At 70.4% G+C, this 19,052-nt stretch carries 16 protein-coding genes; 12 read left to right on the forward strand and 4 right to left on the reverse strand.

Going from position 1 to position 19,052, the window contains the following annotated elements; translation table 11 throughout:
* The first annotated feature begins 58 nt into the window (after positions 1 to 58).
* The 4 genes from ACESM1_RS08040 to ACESM1_RS08055 all read left to right on the forward strand — a co-directional run bounded on the left by ACESM1_RS08040 (position 59) and on the right by ACESM1_RS08055 (position 5,383).
* A complete protein-coding gene (locus tag ACESM1_RS08040; protein ID WP_372619187.1) occupies positions 59 to 1,606 on the forward strand; it encodes a UxaA family hydrolase in 1,548 nt (515 codons plus the stop codon).
* 75 nt (positions 1,607 to 1,681) lie between these two features.
* Positions 1,682 to 4,060 carry a xanthine dehydrogenase family protein molybdopterin-binding subunit gene (locus ACESM1_RS08045; protein ID WP_372619188.1) on the forward strand — a complete coding sequence of 793 codons (2,379 nt, stop codon included), beginning with the start codon at positions 1,682 to 1,684 and terminating at the stop codon, positions 4,058 to 4,060.
* On the forward strand, positions 4,057 to 4,893 hold the full coding sequence (locus tag ACESM1_RS08050) for an FAD binding domain-containing protein (RefSeq protein ID WP_372619189.1): 837 nt from the start codon (positions 4,057 to 4,059) through the stop codon (positions 4,891 to 4,893). The genes ACESM1_RS08045 and ACESM1_RS08050 overlap by 4 nt, the downstream gene beginning before the upstream one ends.
* Positions 4,880 to 5,383 carry a (2Fe-2S)-binding protein gene (locus tag ACESM1_RS08055; RefSeq protein WP_372619190.1) on the forward strand — a complete coding sequence of 168 codons (504 nt, stop codon included), beginning with the start codon at positions 4,880 to 4,882 and terminating at the stop codon, positions 5,381 to 5,383. Before ACESM1_RS08050 ends, ACESM1_RS08055 begins: the two co-directional genes overlap by 14 nt.
* On the opposite strand, the gene ACESM1_RS08060 is transcribed toward ACESM1_RS08055, so the two are convergent.
* The 4 genes from ACESM1_RS08060 to ACESM1_RS08075 are packed head-to-tail and all read right to left on the reverse strand — an operon-like array spanning position 5,339 to position 9,492.
* The gene (locus ACESM1_RS08060; RefSeq protein WP_372619191.1) at positions 5,339 to 6,790 is read right to left on the reverse strand and encodes an amidohydrolase family protein; all 1,452 of its coding nucleotides are present in this window, start codon (positions 6,788 to 6,790) and stop codon (positions 5,339 to 5,341) included. The genes ACESM1_RS08055 and ACESM1_RS08060 overlap by 45 nt on opposite strands.
* Positions 6,780 to 8,054: a TRAP transporter large permease gene (locus ACESM1_RS08065; protein ID WP_372619192.1), complete on the reverse strand. Its 1,275-nt coding sequence runs from the start codon at positions 8,052 to 8,054 to the stop codon at positions 6,780 to 6,782. Before ACESM1_RS08065 ends, ACESM1_RS08060 begins: the two co-directional genes overlap by 11 nt.
* A complete protein-coding gene (locus ACESM1_RS08070) occupies positions 8,051 to 8,515 on the reverse strand; it encodes a TRAP transporter small permease (RefSeq protein WP_372619193.1) in 465 nt (154 codons plus the stop codon). The genes ACESM1_RS08065 and ACESM1_RS08070 overlap by 4 nt, the downstream gene beginning before the upstream one ends.
* Positions 8,512 to 9,492 carry a TRAP transporter substrate-binding protein gene (locus ACESM1_RS08075; protein ID WP_372619194.1) on the reverse strand — a complete coding sequence of 327 codons (981 nt, stop codon included), beginning with the start codon at positions 9,490 to 9,492 and terminating at the stop codon, positions 8,512 to 8,514. The genes ACESM1_RS08070 and ACESM1_RS08075 overlap by 4 nt, the downstream gene beginning before the upstream one ends.
* Before the next feature lie 220 nt (positions 9,493 to 9,712).
* Here ACESM1_RS08075 and ACESM1_RS08080 point away from each other — a divergent pair, with 220 nt between their 5' ends.
* From ACESM1_RS08080 to ACESM1_RS08115, 8 genes are all read left to right on the forward strand, one after another.
* Positions 9,713 to 10,471 (forward strand): hypothetical protein, encoded by a 759-nt coding sequence (locus ACESM1_RS08080; protein WP_372619195.1) that lies wholly within the window; start codon positions 9,713 to 9,715, stop codon positions 10,469 to 10,471.
* Between the two features lie 59 nt (positions 10,472 to 10,530).
* Positions 10,531 to 11,436, forward strand: coding sequence for a polysaccharide deacetylase family protein (locus ACESM1_RS08085; RefSeq protein ID WP_372619196.1), 906 nt, complete (start codon positions 10,531 to 10,533; stop codon positions 11,434 to 11,436).
* A gap of 143 nt (positions 11,437 to 11,579) precedes the next feature.
* Positions 11,580 to 12,920 (forward strand): ABC transporter substrate-binding protein, encoded by a 1,341-nt coding sequence (locus tag ACESM1_RS08090; protein WP_372619197.1) that lies wholly within the window; start codon positions 11,580 to 11,582, stop codon positions 12,918 to 12,920.
* Position 12,921: 1 nt separating this feature from the next.
* The gene (locus ACESM1_RS08095) at positions 12,922 to 13,815 is read left to right on the forward strand and encodes a carbohydrate ABC transporter permease (RefSeq protein WP_372619198.1); all 894 of its coding nucleotides are present in this window, start codon (positions 12,922 to 12,924) and stop codon (positions 13,813 to 13,815) included.
* Complete coding sequence (locus tag ACESM1_RS08100) at positions 13,815 to 14,741, forward strand: carbohydrate ABC transporter permease (RefSeq protein WP_372619199.1); 927 nt, start codon at positions 13,815 to 13,817, stop codon at positions 14,739 to 14,741. Before ACESM1_RS08095 ends, ACESM1_RS08100 begins: the two co-directional genes overlap by 1 nt.
* Before the next feature lie 4 nt (positions 14,742 to 14,745).
* On the forward strand, positions 14,746 to 15,807 hold the full coding sequence (locus tag ACESM1_RS08105; RefSeq protein ID WP_372619200.1) for an ABC transporter ATP-binding protein: 1,062 nt from the start codon (positions 14,746 to 14,748) through the stop codon (positions 15,805 to 15,807).
* Positions 15,804 to 18,173: a xanthine dehydrogenase family protein molybdopterin-binding subunit gene (locus ACESM1_RS08110; RefSeq protein WP_372619201.1), complete on the forward strand. Its 2,370-nt coding sequence runs from the start codon at positions 15,804 to 15,806 to the stop codon at positions 18,171 to 18,173. The genes ACESM1_RS08105 and ACESM1_RS08110 overlap by 4 nt, the downstream gene beginning before the upstream one ends.
* A complete protein-coding gene (locus tag ACESM1_RS08115) occupies positions 18,170 to 19,048 on the forward strand; it encodes an NAD(P)-dependent oxidoreductase (protein WP_372619202.1) in 879 nt (292 codons plus the stop codon). The genes ACESM1_RS08110 and ACESM1_RS08115 overlap by 4 nt, the downstream gene beginning before the upstream one ends.
* Positions 19,049 to 19,052: the final 4 nt, after the last annotated feature.

The raw sequence follows: 19,052 nt of genomic DNA on the forward strand, positions 1-19,052 counted from the left end.
GGCTGGCCCGGCCCCCGCCGCCCGGGGCAGAGTGCGGCGGAAGACGGAGGATGGCCAGATGATTGATCTCGACGCGAAGCGGCTCAACGGCCCGGTCATCCGCCTGCACCCGGACGACAATGTCGTCGTCGCCCGGGTGGACATCGAACCGGGCACGGTGATCCCGGGCGAGAATGTCATCGCGCAGCAGAAGGCGCCGGCGGGCTACAAGATTGCCACCCAGCACCTGCGCAAGGGCGATCCGGTGCTGAAATACCAGGTCACGATCGGCTTCGCGGCGGAGGACACGCCCGCGGGCACCATGCTGCACGGCCACAACATCGCCTTCCGCGAGTTCGACCGCGATCCCGCCATCGGCCGCGACTTCCGGCCGGTAGAGATGGTTCCCGAAGCCGAACGCAAGACCTTCCAGGGTATCCTCCGCGCCGATGGCCGCGTCGGCACGCGCAACTTCATCGCCATCGTCTCCAGCGTGAACTGCTCTGCCACCGTCTCCCATGCGATCGCCGATTGGTTCACGCCGGAGCGCCTGGCGGCGTATCCCAACGTGGACGGCGTGGCCGCCTTCACCCACTCCACCGGCTGCGGCATGGAACTCTCGGGCGAGCCGATGCAGCTGCTGCGCCGCACGCTCGGCGGCTACATGCGCCACGCCAATGTCGCCGGCGTGCTGGTGGTTGGGCTAGGCTGCGAGCGCAACCAGATCGCCGGCCTGCTCGCCGAACAGGGGCTGCAGCCCGGCCCGCTGCTGCGCACCATGGTGATGCAAGAGGTCGGCGGCACCAAGAAGAGCATCGAGGCAGGCATCGCCGTGGTGAAGGAGATGCTGCCCGAGGCCAACCGCGCGACGCGGAGCACCGTCAGCGCTGAACATCTCTGCATCGGGCTGCAATGCGGCGGCTCGGACGGGTTTTCCTCCATCACCGCAAACCCGGCGCTGGGCGCGGCGGTGGACCTGCTGGCGCGGCATGGCGGCACCGGGATTCTGTCGGAGACGCCAGAGATCTACGGCGTGGAGCACACGCTGACGCGTCGCGCCGCCAGCCAGGAGATCGGCGAGAAGCTGCTGGAGCGCATCCGCTGGTGGAAGGATGTCTATGCGGCTGGCCGCGACACGCAGATCAACGGTGTGGTCAGCCCCGGCAACCAGGCCGGTGGCCTCGCCAACATCTTCGAGAAGTCACTCGGCGCGATGATGAAGGGCGGCACGGGTCCGCTGATGGGCGTCTTCCGCTATGCCGAGCCGGTGACCGCCAAGGGCTTCGTCTTCATGGACACGCCGGGCTTCGACCCGGTTTCCGCCACAGGGCAGATTGCCGGCGGCGCCAACATCGTCGCCTTCACCACCGGCCGCGGCTCGATGTACGGCGCCAAGCCGGTGCCCTCGGTGAAGCTGGCGACCAACACGCCGATGTTTCGCCGCCTGGAAGACGACATGGACATCAACTGCGGCGAGATCCTGGACGGCACCGCGACATTGTCCGAAATGGGCGAGCGCATCCTCGACCTGCTGCTGCGCATCGCCTCCGGCCAGAAGAGCAAGAGCGAGGAGCTCGGCGTCGGCCGGCATGAGTTCGCGCCCTGGCAGATCGGCATCACCGGATAGCGCCAGGCCGCCGCGCGGTTGCCCTCGCACGGCGGCTCGGCTTCACTGGCGCGGATGCAGCAGGACGGGATTCGCATGCCGGACACGGCCACCGGCCGCGCCATGCCGCAAACGGCGATTGGCCGCGCCATGCCGCGAGAGGCGACGCGGCGGCTCGTTGCCGGTGGCGGGCGCTACCTCGATGATCACACCGAGCGCGGCGAGTTGCACGCCGCCTTCCTGCGCAGCCCGCTGCCGCATGCGCGCTTCACGCTCGATGTAGGCGCTGCCGCGGCGCTGCCGGGCGTGCATGCGGTGCTGACGGCGGCCGACCTGGCCGCGATGTGCCGGCCCTGGCGCACCGTCTCGAAGGCGTTCCCCGGCCTCGTCTCGCCGGAGCAGGGGCCGCTCGCCGCAGGCCGCGCGACCTGGCAGGGCGAGCCGGTGGCGATGGTGCTCGCCGCGTCGCGCGCTATCGCCGAGGACGGTGCCGAGGCGATCGTGGCGCAGTGGGACGAGTTGCCGGCCGTCACCAGCCTGGACGCCGCGCTCGCGCCTGGCGCGCCGCCCGTGCATCCGGGTCTGGAGAGCAACCGCGCCTGGGGCGGCACGATCCAGCACGGCCAGCCGGATGCGGCCTTCGCCGAAGCTGCGCTGGTGGTGGAGGAACGCCTGAGCTTCACGCGGCACACCGGCGTGCCGCTGGAGCCGCGCGGCGCAGTGGCAACGTGGGAGCCGGGCACCGGTGCGCTGACGCTGCGGCTCTCTCACCAGATGCCGCACCAGATGCGGCTGCACCTGGCGGAGCAGCTCGGCCTGCCGATCAACCGGGTGCGCGTGATCTGCGCCGATGTCGGTGGCGGCTTCGGCATCAAGATGCATGTCTACCAGGACGAGTTCGCCGTCGCCGCGGCGTCGCGCCTGCTCGGCCGCCCGGTGCGCTGGGTGTCGGACCGGATGGAGGCGCTGATGGCCGACATCCATGCGCGCGAGCACATCGTCACCGCGCGCATGGCGGTGGATGCGGCGGGGAACATCCTGGGCTTCGACGTGCAGGACCTGCAGGGCCTCGGCGCCGTCTCGATCTATCCGCGCAGCAGCACGCTGGAGGCGATGAGCATGCTGCGCGCGGTCGGCACGCCCTATCGTTTCGCGCATGGCCGCGCGCGGATCGATTGCGCGCTGCAGAACAAGGTGCCAACCGGCCAGTACCGCGCGGTGGGCGCGCCGATCGGCTGCGCGATGACCGAGCATCTGATTGAGAAGGCCGCTCGCGCCCGCGGCGAGGACCCGTGGGATTTCCGCGCGCGCAACCTGCTGCGTCTGGACGAGATGCCTTGCGCCAATCCGTTCGGCGCCGCGCTGCACGGTCTGCACCACCATGCTGCGCTGGAGAAGGCACGCGCATTGATGGACCTGCCCGCACTACGCGCGGGGATCGCGGCCGGGCGCGAGGCTGGCCGGCTGCTCGGCCTCGGTCTCGCCGTGGTGGTGGAGTTCACCGCGGCCGGCCCCGTGGCTTATGGTGCTGCCCATGTGAACGTGGCGGCGACCGATACCGTTGTGGCGACGCTGGAGCCGACCGGCGAGATCAGCGCCCAGGCCTCGATCACCGAGATCGGCCAGGGCATCACGCAGGGCCTGGCGCAGGTGCTGGCGGATGCGGTGGGCGTGGCCGCCGAGGCGGTGCGCGTGGAGGCGGGCGACACCGCCGCCGCGCCGCATGGCGGCGGCGCCTGGGCCAGCCGCGGCGCCGCGATCGGGGGCGAGGCCATCTGGGGCGCCGGCCGGAGGCTGCGCGCGCAACTGCTCGAAGCCGCCGGCGCGCTGCTGCAGGCCGCGCCTGAGACGCTCGACATCCGCGGCGGCGAGATCTTGGACCAGGCAGGCACGGCGCGCATGACCCTGGCGGAGCTGGGACGGCTCATGCTGTTCCGCGGGCATGAGATGCCGAAGGGCGTCACGCCCGGCCTCTCCGCCGCCTTCCACTACCGGCGCGAGGGCGATGCGACACTCGCCAACAACGGCGTGCATGCCGCGCTGGTGGAACTCGACCGCGACACCGGGCTGGTGCGCGTGCTGCGCTACTGGATGGTGGGCGATTGCGGCCGGGTGCTGAACCCGCTGCTGGTGGACGGGCAGTATCGCGGTGGGGTGGCGACCGGCATCGGCGAGGCGTTGCTCGAAGCCTGCCGCTACGACGCGGAAAGCGGGCAATTCCTCTCCGGCACGCTGGCCGATTACCTGCTGCCGATGGCCACCGACATACCCGACATCGCGCTCGGGCATGTGGAAACGCCTTACGCCGGCAGCGCGCTGGGCGCGAAGGGGGCGGGAGAATCCGGCACCTGTGGCGCGCCGGCGGCGATCCTCAACGCGGTGAACGATGCGCTGGAAGCAGCGGGCGGCGGCGCGGTGACCGAGTTGCCGATCCATCCCGTTGCGGTGCTGCGCGCGCTGGGGCGGCTCGCATGACGCCGGCCCGCTTCGCCTATGTGCGGCCCGAGACGCTCGACGCGGCGCTGGCGGTGCTGGCGCGCGAGGGGGAGGGGGCAATGCCGCTTGCCGGCGGGCAGAGCCTGGTCCCGATGATGGCGATGCGCGTCGCGCGCCCGGCACTGCTGCTGGATCTCAACCGCCTGCCTGGGCTGGAGGCGATCGCGGTGGTGGAGGGCGCGCTGCGCATCGGCGCGATGGCGCGCCATGCGTCGGTGCTGGCGCATCCGGCCGTAGCTGCCGAGGCGCCGCTGCTGGCGATGGCGCTGCGCGAGGTGGCGCATCCTGCCATCCGCAACCGCGGCACGCTGGGCGGCAGCCTCTCGCTCGCCGATCCGGCAGCAGAATTGCCGGCCTGCATGCTGGCGCTGGACGCGACGATGGTGCTGGCCTCGGCTGCGGGCGAGCGGCGCATCAGGGCCGCCGAGTTCTTCATCGGCCTCTACGCCACGGCGCGCCGGCCGGATGAGTTGCTGTTGCGCGTCGAGATCCCGCGCGCAGCCGGCTGGACCGCCTGGTTCGAGGAGGTCGCGCGCCGTCGCGGCGACTATGCGATGGCGGGCCTCGCCGTGATGGCGCGGCGCGCAGGCGGACTCATCGCGGAGGCGCGCCTCAGCTTCTGCGGCGTGGAGCCGGCACCGCGCCGACTGCCGGAGATCGAGGCGGCGCTGGTGGCCGGTGCCGATGCCGCGGCGCTGCTGCCACGCCTCGCGGAGCCGCTCGGGTCCGCCGAGACCCCGGCGCCGTATCGCCTACATCTCGCGCAGGTGCTGCTGCGCCGCGCGACGGAGAGCCTGCATGCTGCCGCCTGACGAACCGCTCGCCGAGATCGCCTGCACCGTGAACGGCCGGCGCGTTGCCGGCCGCACGCCGCTGCGCCAGACGCTGGTGGAATGGCTGCGCGCGGAGCTCGGCCTCACCGGTAGCCATGTCGGCTGTGCGCACGGCGTTTGCGGCGCCTGCCATGTGCGGTTGGACGGCGCGGTCGTGCGCGGCTGCCTGGTGCTTGCCGTGCAGGCCGATGGCGGCACCGTCGAGACGATCGAGGCCGCCACCGGTCCCGAGGTCGCTGCGCTGCGCGAGGCCTTCGTCGCGCATGCCGCGCTGCAATGCGGCTTCTGCACGCCGGGGATGATCCTGCAGGCGGCCGAGCTGCTGCAGCAGAACCCCGCGCCGACGCGCGAGGAGGTCCGCGACCATCTCAGCGGCAATTATTGTCGCTGCACCGGCTACCAGCCGATCGTGGATGCCGTCGCGTCAGCCGCCCGCGCGATGCAGGCCGGCGGCGTAGAAGGCGCGTAGCCCCTCGGCGTACCGCCGCGCGACCTCGCGCCAAGCGCGTGCATCGGGGGCGTTGACGCGCACCTGCGCATCCAGCTCGGCCCGGGCCGCGGCCAGGTCCAGGCCACAGAGGGCGCCGTCGCGCACCACATCACGCCCGTGGACGATAAGCTGGCGCACCTGCGCACGCGTCGAGCGGTGCACCAGTAGCGCAGGCTCCTCGGCGGGGATCAGCACATCGTCGGCGTCGCGCGCCAGCACCAACAGGTCGGCGGCCGCACCTGGCGCCAGCACCTCGGCATCGCGGCCGCCGCCCAGCACTTCGCGGCCAGCGACGGTGGAGGATTCGAACAGCCTGGGCAGTGGCCACCCATCCTCCAGGCCAACGCCGCGATGCAGCATCCAGTTCAGCCGCAGCTCGCGCAGGGCGTCGTCGTCGTCATCCACGCTGAAGCCGTCGAGCCCCGTGACCAGCCGCACGCCGCGCCGGTGCATCTCCGCCGCAGGGGCGAGGCCGTTGCGCAGGTTGAGGTTGGAGGACGTGTTGATGCTGACGGCGACGCCGCGCTCCGCCAGCAGTTCCATTTCGTCCGGGCGCAGATGCGTGGCATGGGCGATGGAGAGCCGCGGGGACAGCAGGCCGATGGAATCCAGGAAGCGCAGCGGCCCCTGCGGGAAGGCCGCATCCAGATAGGCCCGCTGGATGGGGCTCTCCAGCAGGTGCATGTGGACGCGTCGGCCGGTGAGTGCGCTGCGCTCCGCAATCAGGCGCAACATGGTGCCGGAACACCATTCCAGGCCGTAGGGACCGTACTGCACGTCCACCAGCGGATCGTCGAGTTCCGCGGCAAGGTCCTCCACCAGCCGGATCTGGTCGGCCGGTGGTGCGGGCGCACGCAGCAGCCGCGCGCGCACCGCATCCGCGACCTCACCGGGCAGCGCGGAGAGCACGGCCTCGTCCGGCGCATAGCCCAGCGCATTCACGTCGCGCAGCGCCACCGCGATCGCCACGCGCACGCCCACCATCTGCGCCGCCATCGCGACCTCGCGCAGTTCATCGGCAATTCGCGCGGGGTCCTGCGGGCGCGTGTAGTGGATCATGATTGCGCCGCAGCCCGAAAGCGCCTGCCGGCCGAGCGCATTCGCCACCACCAGCCAGGGATCGGCCACCGGCGCGCCGGTCATCACCGCCAGCCACATCTCGAGCGGCAGGTCGAAGGCGCCGAGAGAGGTCGGGCGCACGCCGCGCGCATGGTCATGCGCATTGGCCAGCGGCGGCATGACCCAGTGGCCGGAAGCCACCTCGGCCGAAACCGCCGCGACAGTGCCGACATGCTCCGAGACGAAGCCGATGCGCTCCGGCGCGCAGCAGAGACAGCCGGCGCGTGGCCGGATCACCAAGCCGGAGGCGCTTCTTTCAGGCCGCATGCAGGCCCATGATCCGCGGCAGCACCAGCACCAGGTCCGGCCAGAGTGCGACCACCACCGCCACCGCCGACATGGTCAGCAGATAGGGCGCCAGCGCCCGGGAGATCGCCGGCAGCGAGGCGCCCGAGATGCCGAGCACGATGTAGAGGCCGACACCAAGCGGCGGCAGGAATAGCGCGATGCCCATCACCGTCGTCATGATCAGCCCGTAGTGCAGCGGATCGATGCCGAGCTCCTTCGCGATCGGCACGAAGACCGGGATGAGCATGAGCATCCCCGGGATGCCGTCGAGCAGCGCGAACAGCACCAGGAAGACGACCAAGCTGAGCAGCAGGAAACCCATGCGCCCGCCGCCGACCTCGGCGATGAAGGCCGCGAGCGTCTGCGGCACCTGTTCCACCGTCAGCAGCCAGGCCAGGATGTTGGCACCGGCGATCATCAGCATCACCGCGCCGGTGGAGATGCCGGACCGCACCAGCGCCCCCCAGAAGAAGGCCGGGGTGAGCTCGCGGTGCAGCACGCCGGCGAGCACGGCATAGGCCACGGCGACGACGGCCGCTTCCGTCGGTGTGAAGGCGCCGCCGAGGACGCCGCCGAAGATGATGACCGGCAGGCCGAGCGCAAGCGCCGCACCGCGAAGGACGCGCAGCCGCTCTCCCATCGGCATGCGGCGCTCCGGCGGCGGTCCCGCGCCCTGGAAGCGGATGTGCAGCAGCAGCGCTCCGGCCATCACCAGCGCGGGCAGCAGCCCGGCGGCGAACAGCGCAGCGATGGAAGTGTTCGTCACCGAGCCATAGACAACCATGGTCAGGCAGGGCGGCACCAATATGCCCATGCCCGCCGCAGCCGCCACCACCGCGCCGGCGTGGCCGGCTTCCCAGCCCTTCTGCCGCATGCTCGGGATCATCACCGATCCGACCGCCGCCGCATCCGCGTTGGTGCTGCCGCTGACGCCGGAGAACAGCATCATCGCGACCACCGTGACATTGGCCAGGCCGCCGCGGACGTGCCCGACCAGCGCGGTGGCCAGCGCGATCAGTCGGCGCGAGATGCCGCCCGTCTCCATCAGCTCGCCGGCCAGGATGAAGAAGGGGATCGCCAGGAAGGTGAAGCTGTCGATCGCGCCGAAGGTGCGGCTGGCGACAATGGTGAGCGGCACGCCGTCCATCAGCCACAGCCCGATCGCTGCCGCCGCGCCGATGCCGAAGGCAATCGGCACGCCGAGCGCGACGAAGGCCGCGAAGGCGACAAGCGCGCCGATCATGCGCGCGCCCCCAGGCCGGCCGCGCGAAGCACGAGGTGCAGCAGCATCAACCCCGCGCCGACCGGCAGGGCCGCGTAGGGAAGCGACATGCGGAAAGGCAGCGTCGCTGCATCCTGCAGATGCGCCTGCATGGTCTCCTCGATGCCGGTGACGAGCAGGATCAGCAGGAACCCGCCCGCGACCGCCAGGACGACGCCCCGTGCGAGGCGCTGCGCCGGGGCGGGCAGGCGCTCCGCCAGCGCCGTCAGCGCGTAGTGGCTGCCTTGCCGCACGGCCAGCGCCGCGCCGAACATCGAGACCCACACGAAGAGATAGCGCGCCGCCTCCTCACTCCAGATCAGCGGCGCGCCGAAGACGTACCGCGCCACCACCTGGGCAAGCGTCACGCTCGTCATCGCCAGCACCAGCAGGCCGAGCAGCGCGGTCTCCACCCGCGCCAGCCCGGCGTCGAATCGCCTCATCCGCGTGCGGCGGCCGCCACGCGGGCGACCAGGTCCTTGCCGAGCCGCTCCTCGCTTTGCGCATAGGTGCGGCGGCCTGCCTCGACGAAGGGGACGAGGTCGGGGCGGGTGATGTTCACGCCTGCGGCGGCGATATCGGTCAGCGCGCGCGCCTCGCGGCCGGTGCGCTCGGCCGTCACCGCCTCGCGCCCCACGAGCGAGGCTTGGCGCACCCAGCCCTGCTGCTCGGCGGAAAGGCGTGCGAACTGCCGCTCGCTCATCACGAAGGCATTGACGAGCATCATGTGGTTGGTGATCGCCAGGTTGCGCGCCACCTCGGCGTGGCGGACCGAGAGATAGGTCACGTTGTCGTTCTCCGCCCCGTCGATCACACCCTGCTGCAAGGCGGTGTAGATCTCGCCGAAGGCCATCGGCGTTGGCGCCGCGCCGAGCGCACGGAACAGCGCGATGAAGGAGGGATTCGGGATCACGCGGATCTTCAGGCCGGCGAGGTCGGCGAGCGAATTCACCGGCCGCCGCGTGTAGATGTTGCGAAAGGTGACCTCCCAGAAGTTCACCACGCGGAAGCCGGCGCGTGCGCCGCGTGCCACCAGCTCGGTCTCCGCGACCGGCCCGTCGAGCAGGCGGAAGGCGCTGGCGCTGTCCGGGACCAGGTAGGGAAGGTCGAGCACGCCGAACTGGCCGACGAAGTTCACCATGCTGGCGGTCGCGTCGATCACGCCGTCCAGCACGCCCGCCTGCACGTTCTGCCACATCTCGCGCTGTGCGCCGAGCTGCGAGGACGGGAAGATCGCCGCCTTCAACCTGCCACCGGAGAGTTGCTCGAGCCGCGCGGCCATGGCGCCCGCGCCGATGATGATGGGGTGCTGCGGGTCCAGCGCGCTGCCGATGCGCAGCGTCCGTGCGTCCTGCGCACGAACCACGCCCGGGACGGCGAGCGCTGCGGCGGCGAGGATGAGATTGCGGCGGACGAGCATCGGGGTGTGACTCCGGTCTGAGGCTGCGGAGTGAAGGCCGGGCTTGCACCGGGGCGCAAGGGGCAGGGCGGGCCGAATCGCGGGCAGTCCACGCCAACCTGCCGCCCGGTGCAGCAGCGGTTGCGCAGGCGTTGTGCAAACCGTCCCGCGGCGATTGCCCCGGACCGGCGTCTCCGCTTCACTGCTTGGCGACTTCGCCGCACGAGGAAGGCCCCCAACCATGACTCACACCAGGGACGTTTCCAAGGCCGGATACCGGTTCCTGCCCGGCGTCTTCCAGTACTCCGCTGGCGTTGCCGCACTGCCCGGCTTCCGCATCGAGCGCGTTCGCTTCGCCGATCCTGTGCCTATGACGGAAGGATGGGGGCGAATCGCCGCGTGGTTGGAAGCAATGGGCCGCCCGCGCAGCGCCTTTTGCGCCTGCGAACTCCGCTCCCCCGCGCCCTTCACGGAGGATGGCTTCCGCCAGTTCAACAACAGCTACTCCGCGGTGCTGCGCGACTGGGGCATCCTGCTCGAGGACGGTGCAAATCCGGTGGCGCGCAGCAATGTCTGCCCCGAACTGGCGCCGCCCGCCGAACCCGGCTTCCATGCCTTCTGCTACACCGTGCCTGATCCGCAGGCTGCGCCCGCCTTCGTCGTGGCGGGAAGCGGCGAGGCGGCGGAAGGGCATGCGAACTATCGGGACCACATCGTTGCCCTCGGCGACACCTCGCCGGACGGCATGCGGCGCAAGGCGCGCTGGGTGCTCGGCGAGATGGAGCGCCGCATGGCGGCGCTGGGCGGCGATTGGGCGGGAACAACCGCGACGCAGCTCTACACCGTGTTCGACATCCATCCCTTCCTGGCGGAGGAGATCGTGGCGCGCGGCGCGGCACGGCACGGGCTCATCTGGCACCATTGCCGGCCGCCGGTGACCGGGCTGGACTACGAGATGGATTGCCGCCGCGTGATGCTGGAGCGTGTGCTGGCCGGCTGACCTGCGGCAGGGTGCCGCGCTGGCGCAGCCGGTGCCCGAGAGACGAGAGGACCTGCGACATGAAGCTGCCCGAGCATTCCCGCTACGCCCCCAGCGCCATCGTGTCCCGCCCGGACTACACCTGGCCGGGCGGAGCGCGGCTCGCCGTGATGGTCTTCACCAATATCGAGCACCACGCGTTCCGCGCAGGGCTGGGCAGCGACAGCACGGTGGTGGGCGCGCCGCAGACGCAGCGCAACTATGCCTGGCGCGACTACGGCAACCGCGTCGGTGTCTGGAACATCCTGGAGATGCTCGATGAGCTCGGCCTGCCCGCCGCGCACAACTGCAACAGCGCCGCGCTCGACATGATGCCGGAGATCGGCCGCGCGCTGCTGGCGCGCGGCGACGAGTTCGTCGGCCATGGCCGCACCAATGCGGAGCGCCAGGACGCGATGTGGGAGGAGGACGAGCGGCGCGTGATCCAGCAATCGCGCGACGGCATCGCGCGCCATGCGGGAGCGCCGCCGCGCGGGTGGCTCGGCCCCTGGCTGGCGCAGGGCAATGCCACGCTCGACCTGCTGAAGGAGGAGGGGTTCGGCTACGTGATGGATTGGCCCGCCGACGACCAGCCCTTCTGGATGGCCACCCGCGCCGGCCCCATCCTCTCCATCCCGTACAGCGTCGAGCTGAACGACAGCCCCGCCGTGGTCTTCCGCCACAACACCGGGCGCGAGTTCGCCGAGATGATCGTGGACCAGTTCGACGAGATGCTGGCGCAGTCCGTGCGCCGCCCGCTGGTGTGCAGCATCGTGCTGCACACCTTCATCGTGGGCCAGCCGTTCCGACTGCGCCCGTTGCGCGATGCGCTGCGGCACATCCTGGCGCACCGCGACAGATTGTGGATCACGCGGCCCGGGGCGCTTGCCGACCACGTCGCCGGCCTGCCGCGTGGCGTCGTGCCTGGATCCGAACTGCTCGGCTGAGCACCGCCCGGGCGCCTATGGTTCGGCATAGGGGTCCGTCGCCGGGTCCTTGCCATTGTCGCAAGCTGGCAGCCGGCGGCGGCTGCCTGGACAGCCGGCCGGCGCGCGCAAATACTGCACGCGACGGAGAAGGAAGCCACGCCATGCCGATTCCTGCGCTCACCAGTCCCCGCCGCCGGATCCTGGCGGGCCTGCTCGGAACGCCTGCGATGCTCGCCGGCATCGGCTCAGGGCCGGCGGCCGCACAGGCTGGCGGCACCCTCAACTTCGTCGGCTGGTCCGCCGCTGTGGACCAGGTGAAGGCGCAGATCTCCGCCTTCGAACGCGCGACGAACATCCGGGTCAACTACGAGAACTTCCCCTGGGCGCAGTACCGCACCGCCCTCGTCACCCGCCTGGTCGGCAACGCGCCGATTGATGTCGCCTGGATCTCCGACGCCTGGTTGCCGGAATTCGCCGAGGCCGGCTGGCTCGCCGAGATCAACGACGTGCCGCAGCTGATGCGCTACAATGCCGAGGCTGCCGAGTACTGCACGCAGTCCATGACCTATCGCGGCAGGCAGTACGGGCTGGCCTATTACGGCGACCACATGTCCTTCATGTACAACACGGAGATCCTGCAGCGCGCGGGCATTTCCGCGCCGCCCACGACATGGGAGGAAGTGGTCCAGCAGTCACTTCGCATCAAGCAGCAGGGGATCTCCGACTATCCGCTGCTGCTCTCGCTGGCGGCCGACACCTGGCTGATCGAGTTCGTCAGCGCACTGACCTTCGCCTTCGGTGGCCGGTTCACGGATGAGCAGGGCGTGTCGGTGATGGCGGATGCGAACCGCGGCGCCGTGCGCGCGGCGCAGTTCCTGCGCGACGCGATCCATCAGCACAAGATCGTCTCCCCGGGTGCAGTGGAGACGCCGGAGATCAACGGCCTGCGGGCCATGGGTGGCGGTGCGCACGCCTTCGGAATCGTGCCGACCTACCGCATTCGCGCGCTCAACGATCCCTCGCAGGCGTCGGCCGCGGGGAAGATCCGCATCGCGCTGATGCCGAAGGGCGGACCGGACGGCACCAACGCCACCTGCGGCTGGATACGCTTCTACGGCATGACGCCTGGAGCCAAGGCCGACCGCGCGCGGCGCGAGCGCGCGGTGCGCTTCATCGAGTTCTTCGGCGGCCGCGACACCTCCGGCAACTACTCGATGCAGCGGCTGCTGCTGACCGATGTCGGCCTGCCCTCCTGCGCGATGCCGCTGGCGCAGGATCCGGCGGTGCAGGAGTTCTGGCAGCGCTGGGCTGGCGGCGGCGCGATCATCGCGCAGCAGGCGGGGCTGGCGAAGAAGAAGGACGTGATCTCGCCCTGGTTCGGTGAATGGGTCGAAACCGCCAACCAGGCCTGGCAGTCCGTCTGCCTCGGCCGCGCGGAGCCGGAGGCTGCGATGCGCAGCGCGGGCAACAAGTGGACCGAACTGCGCCGCGCCTTCCGCTGACGTGCTCGCCGCGCTCAACCGGAGGTTCGGTTACGACGAACGCAGCGCCGCCATCCTGGTCTTTCCGGTGGTGGCGGTGCTGCTCGTCGTGGCGGCGTACCCGATCCTCTATTCCTTCTGGGTCAGCCTGCACGACATCGTGCTGACGCGCCCCCTGCGCCGTCCCTTCGTCGGATTCGACAACTACCTCCGCATCTTCGAGGATGAGCGGTTCTGGCTCGCCGTTTCGCGCACCACCTTCTACACGGTGGTGACGGTGGCAGTGACCACGCTGCTCGCCATCCTCGTCGCGCTTCTGCTGAACGAGGCCTTCCCCGGCCAGCGGCTGCTCGCCGCACTGCTGCTGGTGCCCTGGGCGACGCCCTCGGTGGTCAATGGCCTGATGTGGAAGTGGATCTACGATCCGACTTATGGGCTGCTCAATGCGCTGCTGGTGCAGTTGGGCCTGCTCGACCGCTACCGCGCCTGGCTCGGCGACCCCGATCTCACGCTGCTGCTGATCGCCAATGCCGCGATCTGGAAGCAGATGCCGCTGGCGGCACTGCTGCTGATCGTCACCATGAAGGCGATCCCGGACGACCTCTACCGCGCCGCCAAGGTGGACGGCGCCAACGTCCTCCAGCGCTTCGCCCATGTCACCCTTCCGGCGCTGCGCCCCGGCCTCATGCTGGTGCTGGTCTATGAAACGATGATCAGCATCCGCCACTTCGACCTGTTCCTGATCATGACGCAGGGCGGGCCGGGCGATGCCTCGTTCGTCCTGTCCTGGCTGATCTATGTCGAGACCTTCCGCAGCCTGCGCTTCGGCACCGGGGCTGCGATGAGCTACGTATTGGCGATGGTGACGTTCCTGCTCTCCTGGGCGGTGATCCGCTGGTTGGGGAAGCGCATCTGATGGCCCGCGCCGCCCGCCCCGTCGCGCCGCGCATCCTGCGCGCGCTGCTGTTGACGTTCTTCTCCGCCCTGTTCGTCCTCTACGTCGCCGGGCCGGTTGCCTGGCTCGTCTCATCGTCGTTGCAGACCGAGGCGCAGATCACCGCCGTGCCGCCGAACTGGCTGCCGCCCGAGATGAACCTCTCCAACTTCGACGCCATCCTCAACGCGGCCGAGCGCGAGGTGACCTACGAGACGCGTCGCCAGGGTGACCCTGCCACCGGCGGCTTTCTTCCATCCGGCGCCGCGAACCTGATCCCTTCGCTGTGGAACAGCCTGACCGTCGGCCTGTGGGTCGCGGCGCTCAACCTGCTGCTCTCCGTGACCGCCGCCTATGCCATCGCGGTGATCGACTTCCGCGGTCGCCGCGCGACGCTCTACACGGTGCTGGCGACGCGCGTGGTGCCGGACATTGCGTTGATCGTGCCGCTGTTCCTGGTGATCCGGAACCTCGGCCTGATCAACACGCTGGGCGCGCTGGTGGTGACCTACCTCGCCATCACGGTGCCTTTCACCATCTTCATCCTGATCTCCTATTTCGAAGGCATTCCGCGCGACCTCTACCGCGCCGCACGCATTGACGGCTGCGGCCATTGGGGCGCGCTGCGGCATGTGTACCTCCCGCTGTCCCTGCCGGCGCTCGTCGCCTCGCTGACCTTCGCCTTCCTCACCTCCTGGAACGAGTTCGTCTTCGCGCTGGTGCTGACGCAGAATGTCGCAGCGCAGACGCTGCCCATTGTCATCTCGGGCTTCGTCATGGACTTCACCACCAGCTTCTCCTTCGTCAACGCGGCCGGCGTGATCGCCATCATCCCGCCGGTGCTGATGGCGGTGCTGTTCCAGCGCTATATCGTCTCCGGCCTCACTGCCGGCGCCGTGAAAGGCTGATCCCTTGGCGACGATCACCTGCGAGCAACTGACGAAGCGATACGGCAGCGTCGTCGCCGTGGACCGGCTGGACCTCACCATCCAGCACGGCGAGTTCATGGTCCTGCTCGGACCTTCCGGTTGCGGCAAGACCACCACGCTCAACATGATCGCGGGCCTTGAGGAGATCAGCGACGGCACGCTGCGCTTCGACGCCAAGGACGTCACCTGGCAGCCCCCGCACCAGCGGGAGGTCGCGATGGTGTTCCAGTCCTATGCGCTCTATCCGAACAAGAGCGTGCGGGAGAACATCGCCTTCCCGCTCGCGCTGCGTCGCACCCCGCGCGCCGAGATCGCGCGTGCGGTGCAGGATGTCGCGGAGCAGCTGGAGATTTCGCATCTGTTGGACCGCCGTCCCTCGCAGCTCTCCGGCGGGCAGCGCCAGCGCGTTGCGCTCGGCCGCGCGATCGTGCGCAAGCCGAGCGTCTTCCTGATGGATGAGCCGCTGTCGAACCTCGACGCGACGCTGCGGGTTTCGATGCGCAGCCTGATCAAGCACCTGCACCACCGCCTCCGCGCCACCTTCGTCTATGTCACGCACGATCAGGCGGAGGCGATGACGCTGGCCGACCGCATCGCGGTGATGCGTGGTGGCCTGGTCCAGCAGCTCGACACGCCGGAGGGCATCTATGCCCGCCCTGCCAATACCTTCGTCGCCAGCTTCCTTGGAAGCCCGCAGATCAACCTGGTGGAGGGCGAGATCGCGCCCGACGGCAGCTTCGTCCGCGGAGCGCTGCGCCTGAGGCTCCCCGAAGGTGCCGCCGCACCTGGTCGTGCGGTGATGCTCGGTCTGCGGCCGGAGGATGTGGCGCCGCCGGGTCCCGGGCTCGTCACGCTGGAAGCGCGCGTGGACCTCGTCTCGCCGCTGGGCTCGGAGACGCTGCTGGAGGTGATCGCGCCCGGCGACGTGCCGCTGACGCTCCGCGTGCCGAAGGATTGGCGCGCGCGGGAAGGAGAGGTGCTGGCGCTCGGCCTCGATCCCGCGCGGCTTCACCTGTTCGACCGCGCGACGGAGTCGCGGCTGTGACCACGCCGCCGCCCCCCGAACCGGGCGGCCCGCTCGGCCGGGCACAGCGGCGGCGCGAGGACCGGCGGCTGCTGATGGGCCAGGGCCGCTTCCTCGACGACATCGCCGCGCCGCCCGGCTGCCTGCATGCTGTCTTCGTGCGCAGCCCGCATCCGCATGCGCGCATCGGCGCCATCGAGAGCGACGCGGCACGCGCCATCCCCGGCGTCGCTGCGGTGCTGACCGGCCGCGACCTGGTCCCCCTGATCGCGCCGCTGCGCATGGCTCCGCCCATCGAGGGCCTCCTGCCGATGGAAATGCCGGTTCTGCCCGTCGAAGCGGCGCGCTTCGTCGGCGATCCCGTCGCGATGGTGCTGGCCGAAAGCCGCGTTGCGGCGGAGGACGCGGCGGAACTCGTGCAGGTGGATTGGCATCCGCTTCCCGCCATCGCCTCCATCGCCGATGCGGCGGGCGCCGCGGCGCTGGTGGATCCCGCCGTGCCGGGCAACCGCGTCTCCCACCAAGCCTTCGCCACATCCGGCCTCGACGCCGCTTTCGCGCGCGCCGACCGCGTGGTGGAAACGCGCTTCGGCCAGCACCGTCAGACCCATGCACCGATGGAGCCCCGCGGCGTGCTCGCGATTTGGGATGCCGGACGCGAGCATTTGACCATGCGCACCGGCACCCAGGCGCCGCATCCTTATCGCAGCGCGCTGGCGGCGCGACTTGGCCTGAAGGAGTTCCAGGTCACCGTCGAGAGCCCCGAGATGGGCGGCGGCTTCGGGCAGAAGATCATCCCGTTGCGCGAGGATTTCTGTCTGGCTGCCGCCGCGCGTCTTCTGAACCGCCCCATCCGCTGGCGCGAGACACGCAGCGAGAACCTGACCGCCGCGCTGATGGCGCGCGAGGAGACCATCACCACCCGCGCTGCCGTCGCCGGCGATGGAAGGCTGCTCGGTCTTACCTGCGCCATCGAGGCCGATTTCGGCGCCTGGTCCTTCTTCCCCGCCAACTACATGGCACGCGTGATCGCGCTGATCCTGCCAGGACCGTACCGGCTGAAGGAATACGGCTACGACGTCACGGTCTGGCTGACCAACAAATGCCCCGCCGGCCCGATGCGTGCGCCGATGGCCGTCACCTCCTGGATCATGGAGGGCACGATGGACGCCATCGCGCGCGAGCTGCATCTGGATCCGCTGGAGCTTCGCCGCATCAACTCGATCAGCGAAGCCGACCTGCCCTGGATCACCGCCACCGGCGAGCGCTACGACGCGCTGACGCCGCGCGTCACGCTGGAGGCCGCCGCCACGACGCTTGGCTACGACGAGCTGCGCGCGCAGCAGGCGCAACGCGGCGACACGCTGCTCGGCATCGGCCTCTGCACCGTGGTGGAGAGCACCACCTACGGCTCGGCCTTCTACCGGTCGGCCGGCATCGCCGGTTCGGGCCACGAGGTTGCGACCATCCGCGTCGAGCCCTCAGGCGTCGTCATCGCCTCCTGCGGGCTGATGGGATCGGGGCAGGGCTACGAGACGACACTCGCCCAGGCCGCCGCGGCGGGCGTCGGCGCCGCCTTTGAGGATGTGCAGGTCCAGATCGGCAACAGCGACATCGCGCCCTATGGCATGGGCAGCCGCGGCAGCCGCGGCGCGGCGGCGGGCGGCGGCTCGCTCTACATGGCCGGGCTGCGGCTGAAGGCGAAGGCGCTGGCGATTGCCGCGGCGATGCTCGACCTGAACAGCGCCGATGGCCTCGACCTGCGCGAGGGCAAGGTGCTGCGGCGCGTCGAGGAGGCCTGGGCAGACACCGGCCTCACCCTTGCCCAGATCGCGCGCACCGCGCATCTCGATCCGCTGCGCCTGCCGCCGGGCATGGAGCCCGGGCTGCACACCGTGCTCGCCTACGATCCGCCGGCGATGACCTACTCCAACAGCACGCATGCCTGTGCGGTCGAGGTCGAGCGCGTCACCGGCGCGCTGCGCATCCTGCGTTACGTCGTGGCGGAGGATTCCGGTACCCGCATCAACCCGCTCGTCGTCGAGGGTCAGACGCATGGCGCGACGGCCATGGGGCTTTCCGGTGCGATGCTGGAACACGCAGCCTATGGCGCGGACGGCCAGGCGCTGGCCGGTTCCTTCATGGACTACGCGATCGCTCGTGCCGAGGACCTGCCGCCTTTCACTCTCTCCCACCACGACACGCCGAACCCGCGCACGCCGGCCGGCATCAAGGGCATGGCGGAAGGCGGCACGATGGGCGGCATCGGCGCGTTGATGAACGCGGTGAACGACGCGCTGGCGCAGGCCGGGGCGCATCTCGAAAGCCAGCCCGCCACGCCGGCGCGCATCTGGGCCGCGCTGCAGGCCGCGAAGGACAACGCATGAGCAACGACACGCTTCCCCGCATCGGATTCATGGGAATCGGCATCATGGGCGCGCCCATGGCCGGACACCTGCGCGCTGCCGGTCATCCGCTGACCATCGCCAACCGCTCGCGCGGGCCGCGCGTGCAGGCGCTGCTCGACGCCGGCGCGCAATGGGCCGAGACACCGGCCGCGCTTGCCGCGGCCAGCGATGTGGTCATCACCATCCTCGGCTTCCCGCAGGATGTGGAGCAGGTCTGGCTTGGCGCCGATGGACTGCTCGCCGGCGCCAGGCCCGGCACGCTGCTGGTGGACATGACCACCTCGTCGCCGCGGCTGGCCGCGCAACTGGCGCAGGCCGCTGCAACGAAGGGCTGCGCCGCACTGGATGCACCGGTCTCCGGCGGCGAGCCGGGCGCCCGCAACGCCGCGCTGTCCATCATGGTCGGCGGCGAGGCGGCCGCCTTCGCCCGCGCCGAGCCGGTCTTCGCCCGCATGGGCAAGTCCATCCGGCACATGGGCGGGCCGGGTGCCGGCCAGCACACCAAGATGGCGAACCAGATCGCCATCGCCTCCGCCGTGATGGGCGTGGCGGAGGCGCTGTCCTACGCCCGCCGCGCGGGGCTTGATGGCGAGAGCGTGGTCGCCGCGCTTGCCCCCGGCGCCGCCGGCTCGACACAGCTCACCGTGCTCGGCCCGAAGATGCTGGCGGGCGATTTCGCGCCGGGATTCATGGTGAAGCACTTCCTCAAGGATCTCGGCATCGCTGTCGCGGAGGCCGAGGCGATGGGCCTTGCCCTGCCGGGCCTTGCGCAGTCGCGCAAGCTGTTCGAGCGCATCGCAGGCGAGCTCGGCGGCGATGTCGGCACCCAGGCCATCATCGCCGCCTATCGCTGATCGC

Source organism: Falsiroseomonas sp., from assembly GCF_041690465.1.
GTDB lineage: Bacteria > Pseudomonadota > Alphaproteobacteria > Acetobacterales > Acetobacteraceae > Falsiroseomonas.

What these genes read in the sequence shown, in the direction of transcription:
- ACESM1_RS08040 (WP_372619187.1), top strand. Translation starts at nt 59, where the DNA reads ATGATTGATCTCGACGCGAAGCGGCTCAACGGCCCGGTCATCCGCCTG.
- ACESM1_RS08045 (WP_372619188.1), top strand. Translation starts at nt 1,682, where the DNA reads ATGCCGGACACGGCCACCGGCCGCGCCATGCCGCAAACGGCGATTGGC.
- ACESM1_RS08050 (WP_372619189.1), top strand. Translation starts at nt 4,057, where the DNA reads ATGACGCCGGCCCGCTTCGCCTATGTGCGGCCCGAGACGCTCGACGCG.
- ACESM1_RS08055 (WP_372619190.1), top strand. Translation starts at nt 4,880, where the DNA reads ATGCTGCCGCCTGACGAACCGCTCGCCGAGATCGCCTGCACCGTGAAC.
- ACESM1_RS08060 (WP_372619191.1), bottom strand. Translation starts at nt 6,790, where the DNA reads ATGCGGCCTGAAAGAAGCGCCTCCGGCTTGGTGATCCGGCCACGCGCC.
- ACESM1_RS08065 (WP_372619192.1), bottom strand. Translation starts at nt 8,054, where the DNA reads ATGATCGGCGCGCTTGTCGCCTTCGCGGCCTTCGTCGCGCTCGGCGTG.
- ACESM1_RS08070 (WP_372619193.1), bottom strand. Translation starts at nt 8,515, where the DNA reads ATGAGGCGATTCGACGCCGGGCTGGCGCGGGTGGAGACCGCGCTGCTC.
- ACESM1_RS08075 (WP_372619194.1), bottom strand. Translation starts at nt 9,492, where the DNA reads ATGCTCGTCCGCCGCAATCTCATCCTCGCCGCCGCAGCGCTCGCCGTC.
- ACESM1_RS08080 (WP_372619195.1), top strand. Translation starts at nt 9,713, where the DNA reads ATGACTCACACCAGGGACGTTTCCAAGGCCGGATACCGGTTCCTGCCC.
- ACESM1_RS08085 (WP_372619196.1), top strand. Translation starts at nt 10,531, where the DNA reads ATGAAGCTGCCCGAGCATTCCCGCTACGCCCCCAGCGCCATCGTGTCC.
- ACESM1_RS08090 (WP_372619197.1), top strand. Translation starts at nt 11,580, where the DNA reads ATGCCGATTCCTGCGCTCACCAGTCCCCGCCGCCGGATCCTGGCGGGC.
- ACESM1_RS08100 (WP_372619199.1), top strand. Translation starts at nt 13,815, where the DNA reads ATGGCCCGCGCCGCCCGCCCCGTCGCGCCGCGCATCCTGCGCGCGCTG.
- ACESM1_RS08115 (WP_372619202.1), top strand. Translation starts at nt 18,170, where the DNA reads ATGAGCAACGACACGCTTCCCCGCATCGGATTCATGGGAATCGGCATC.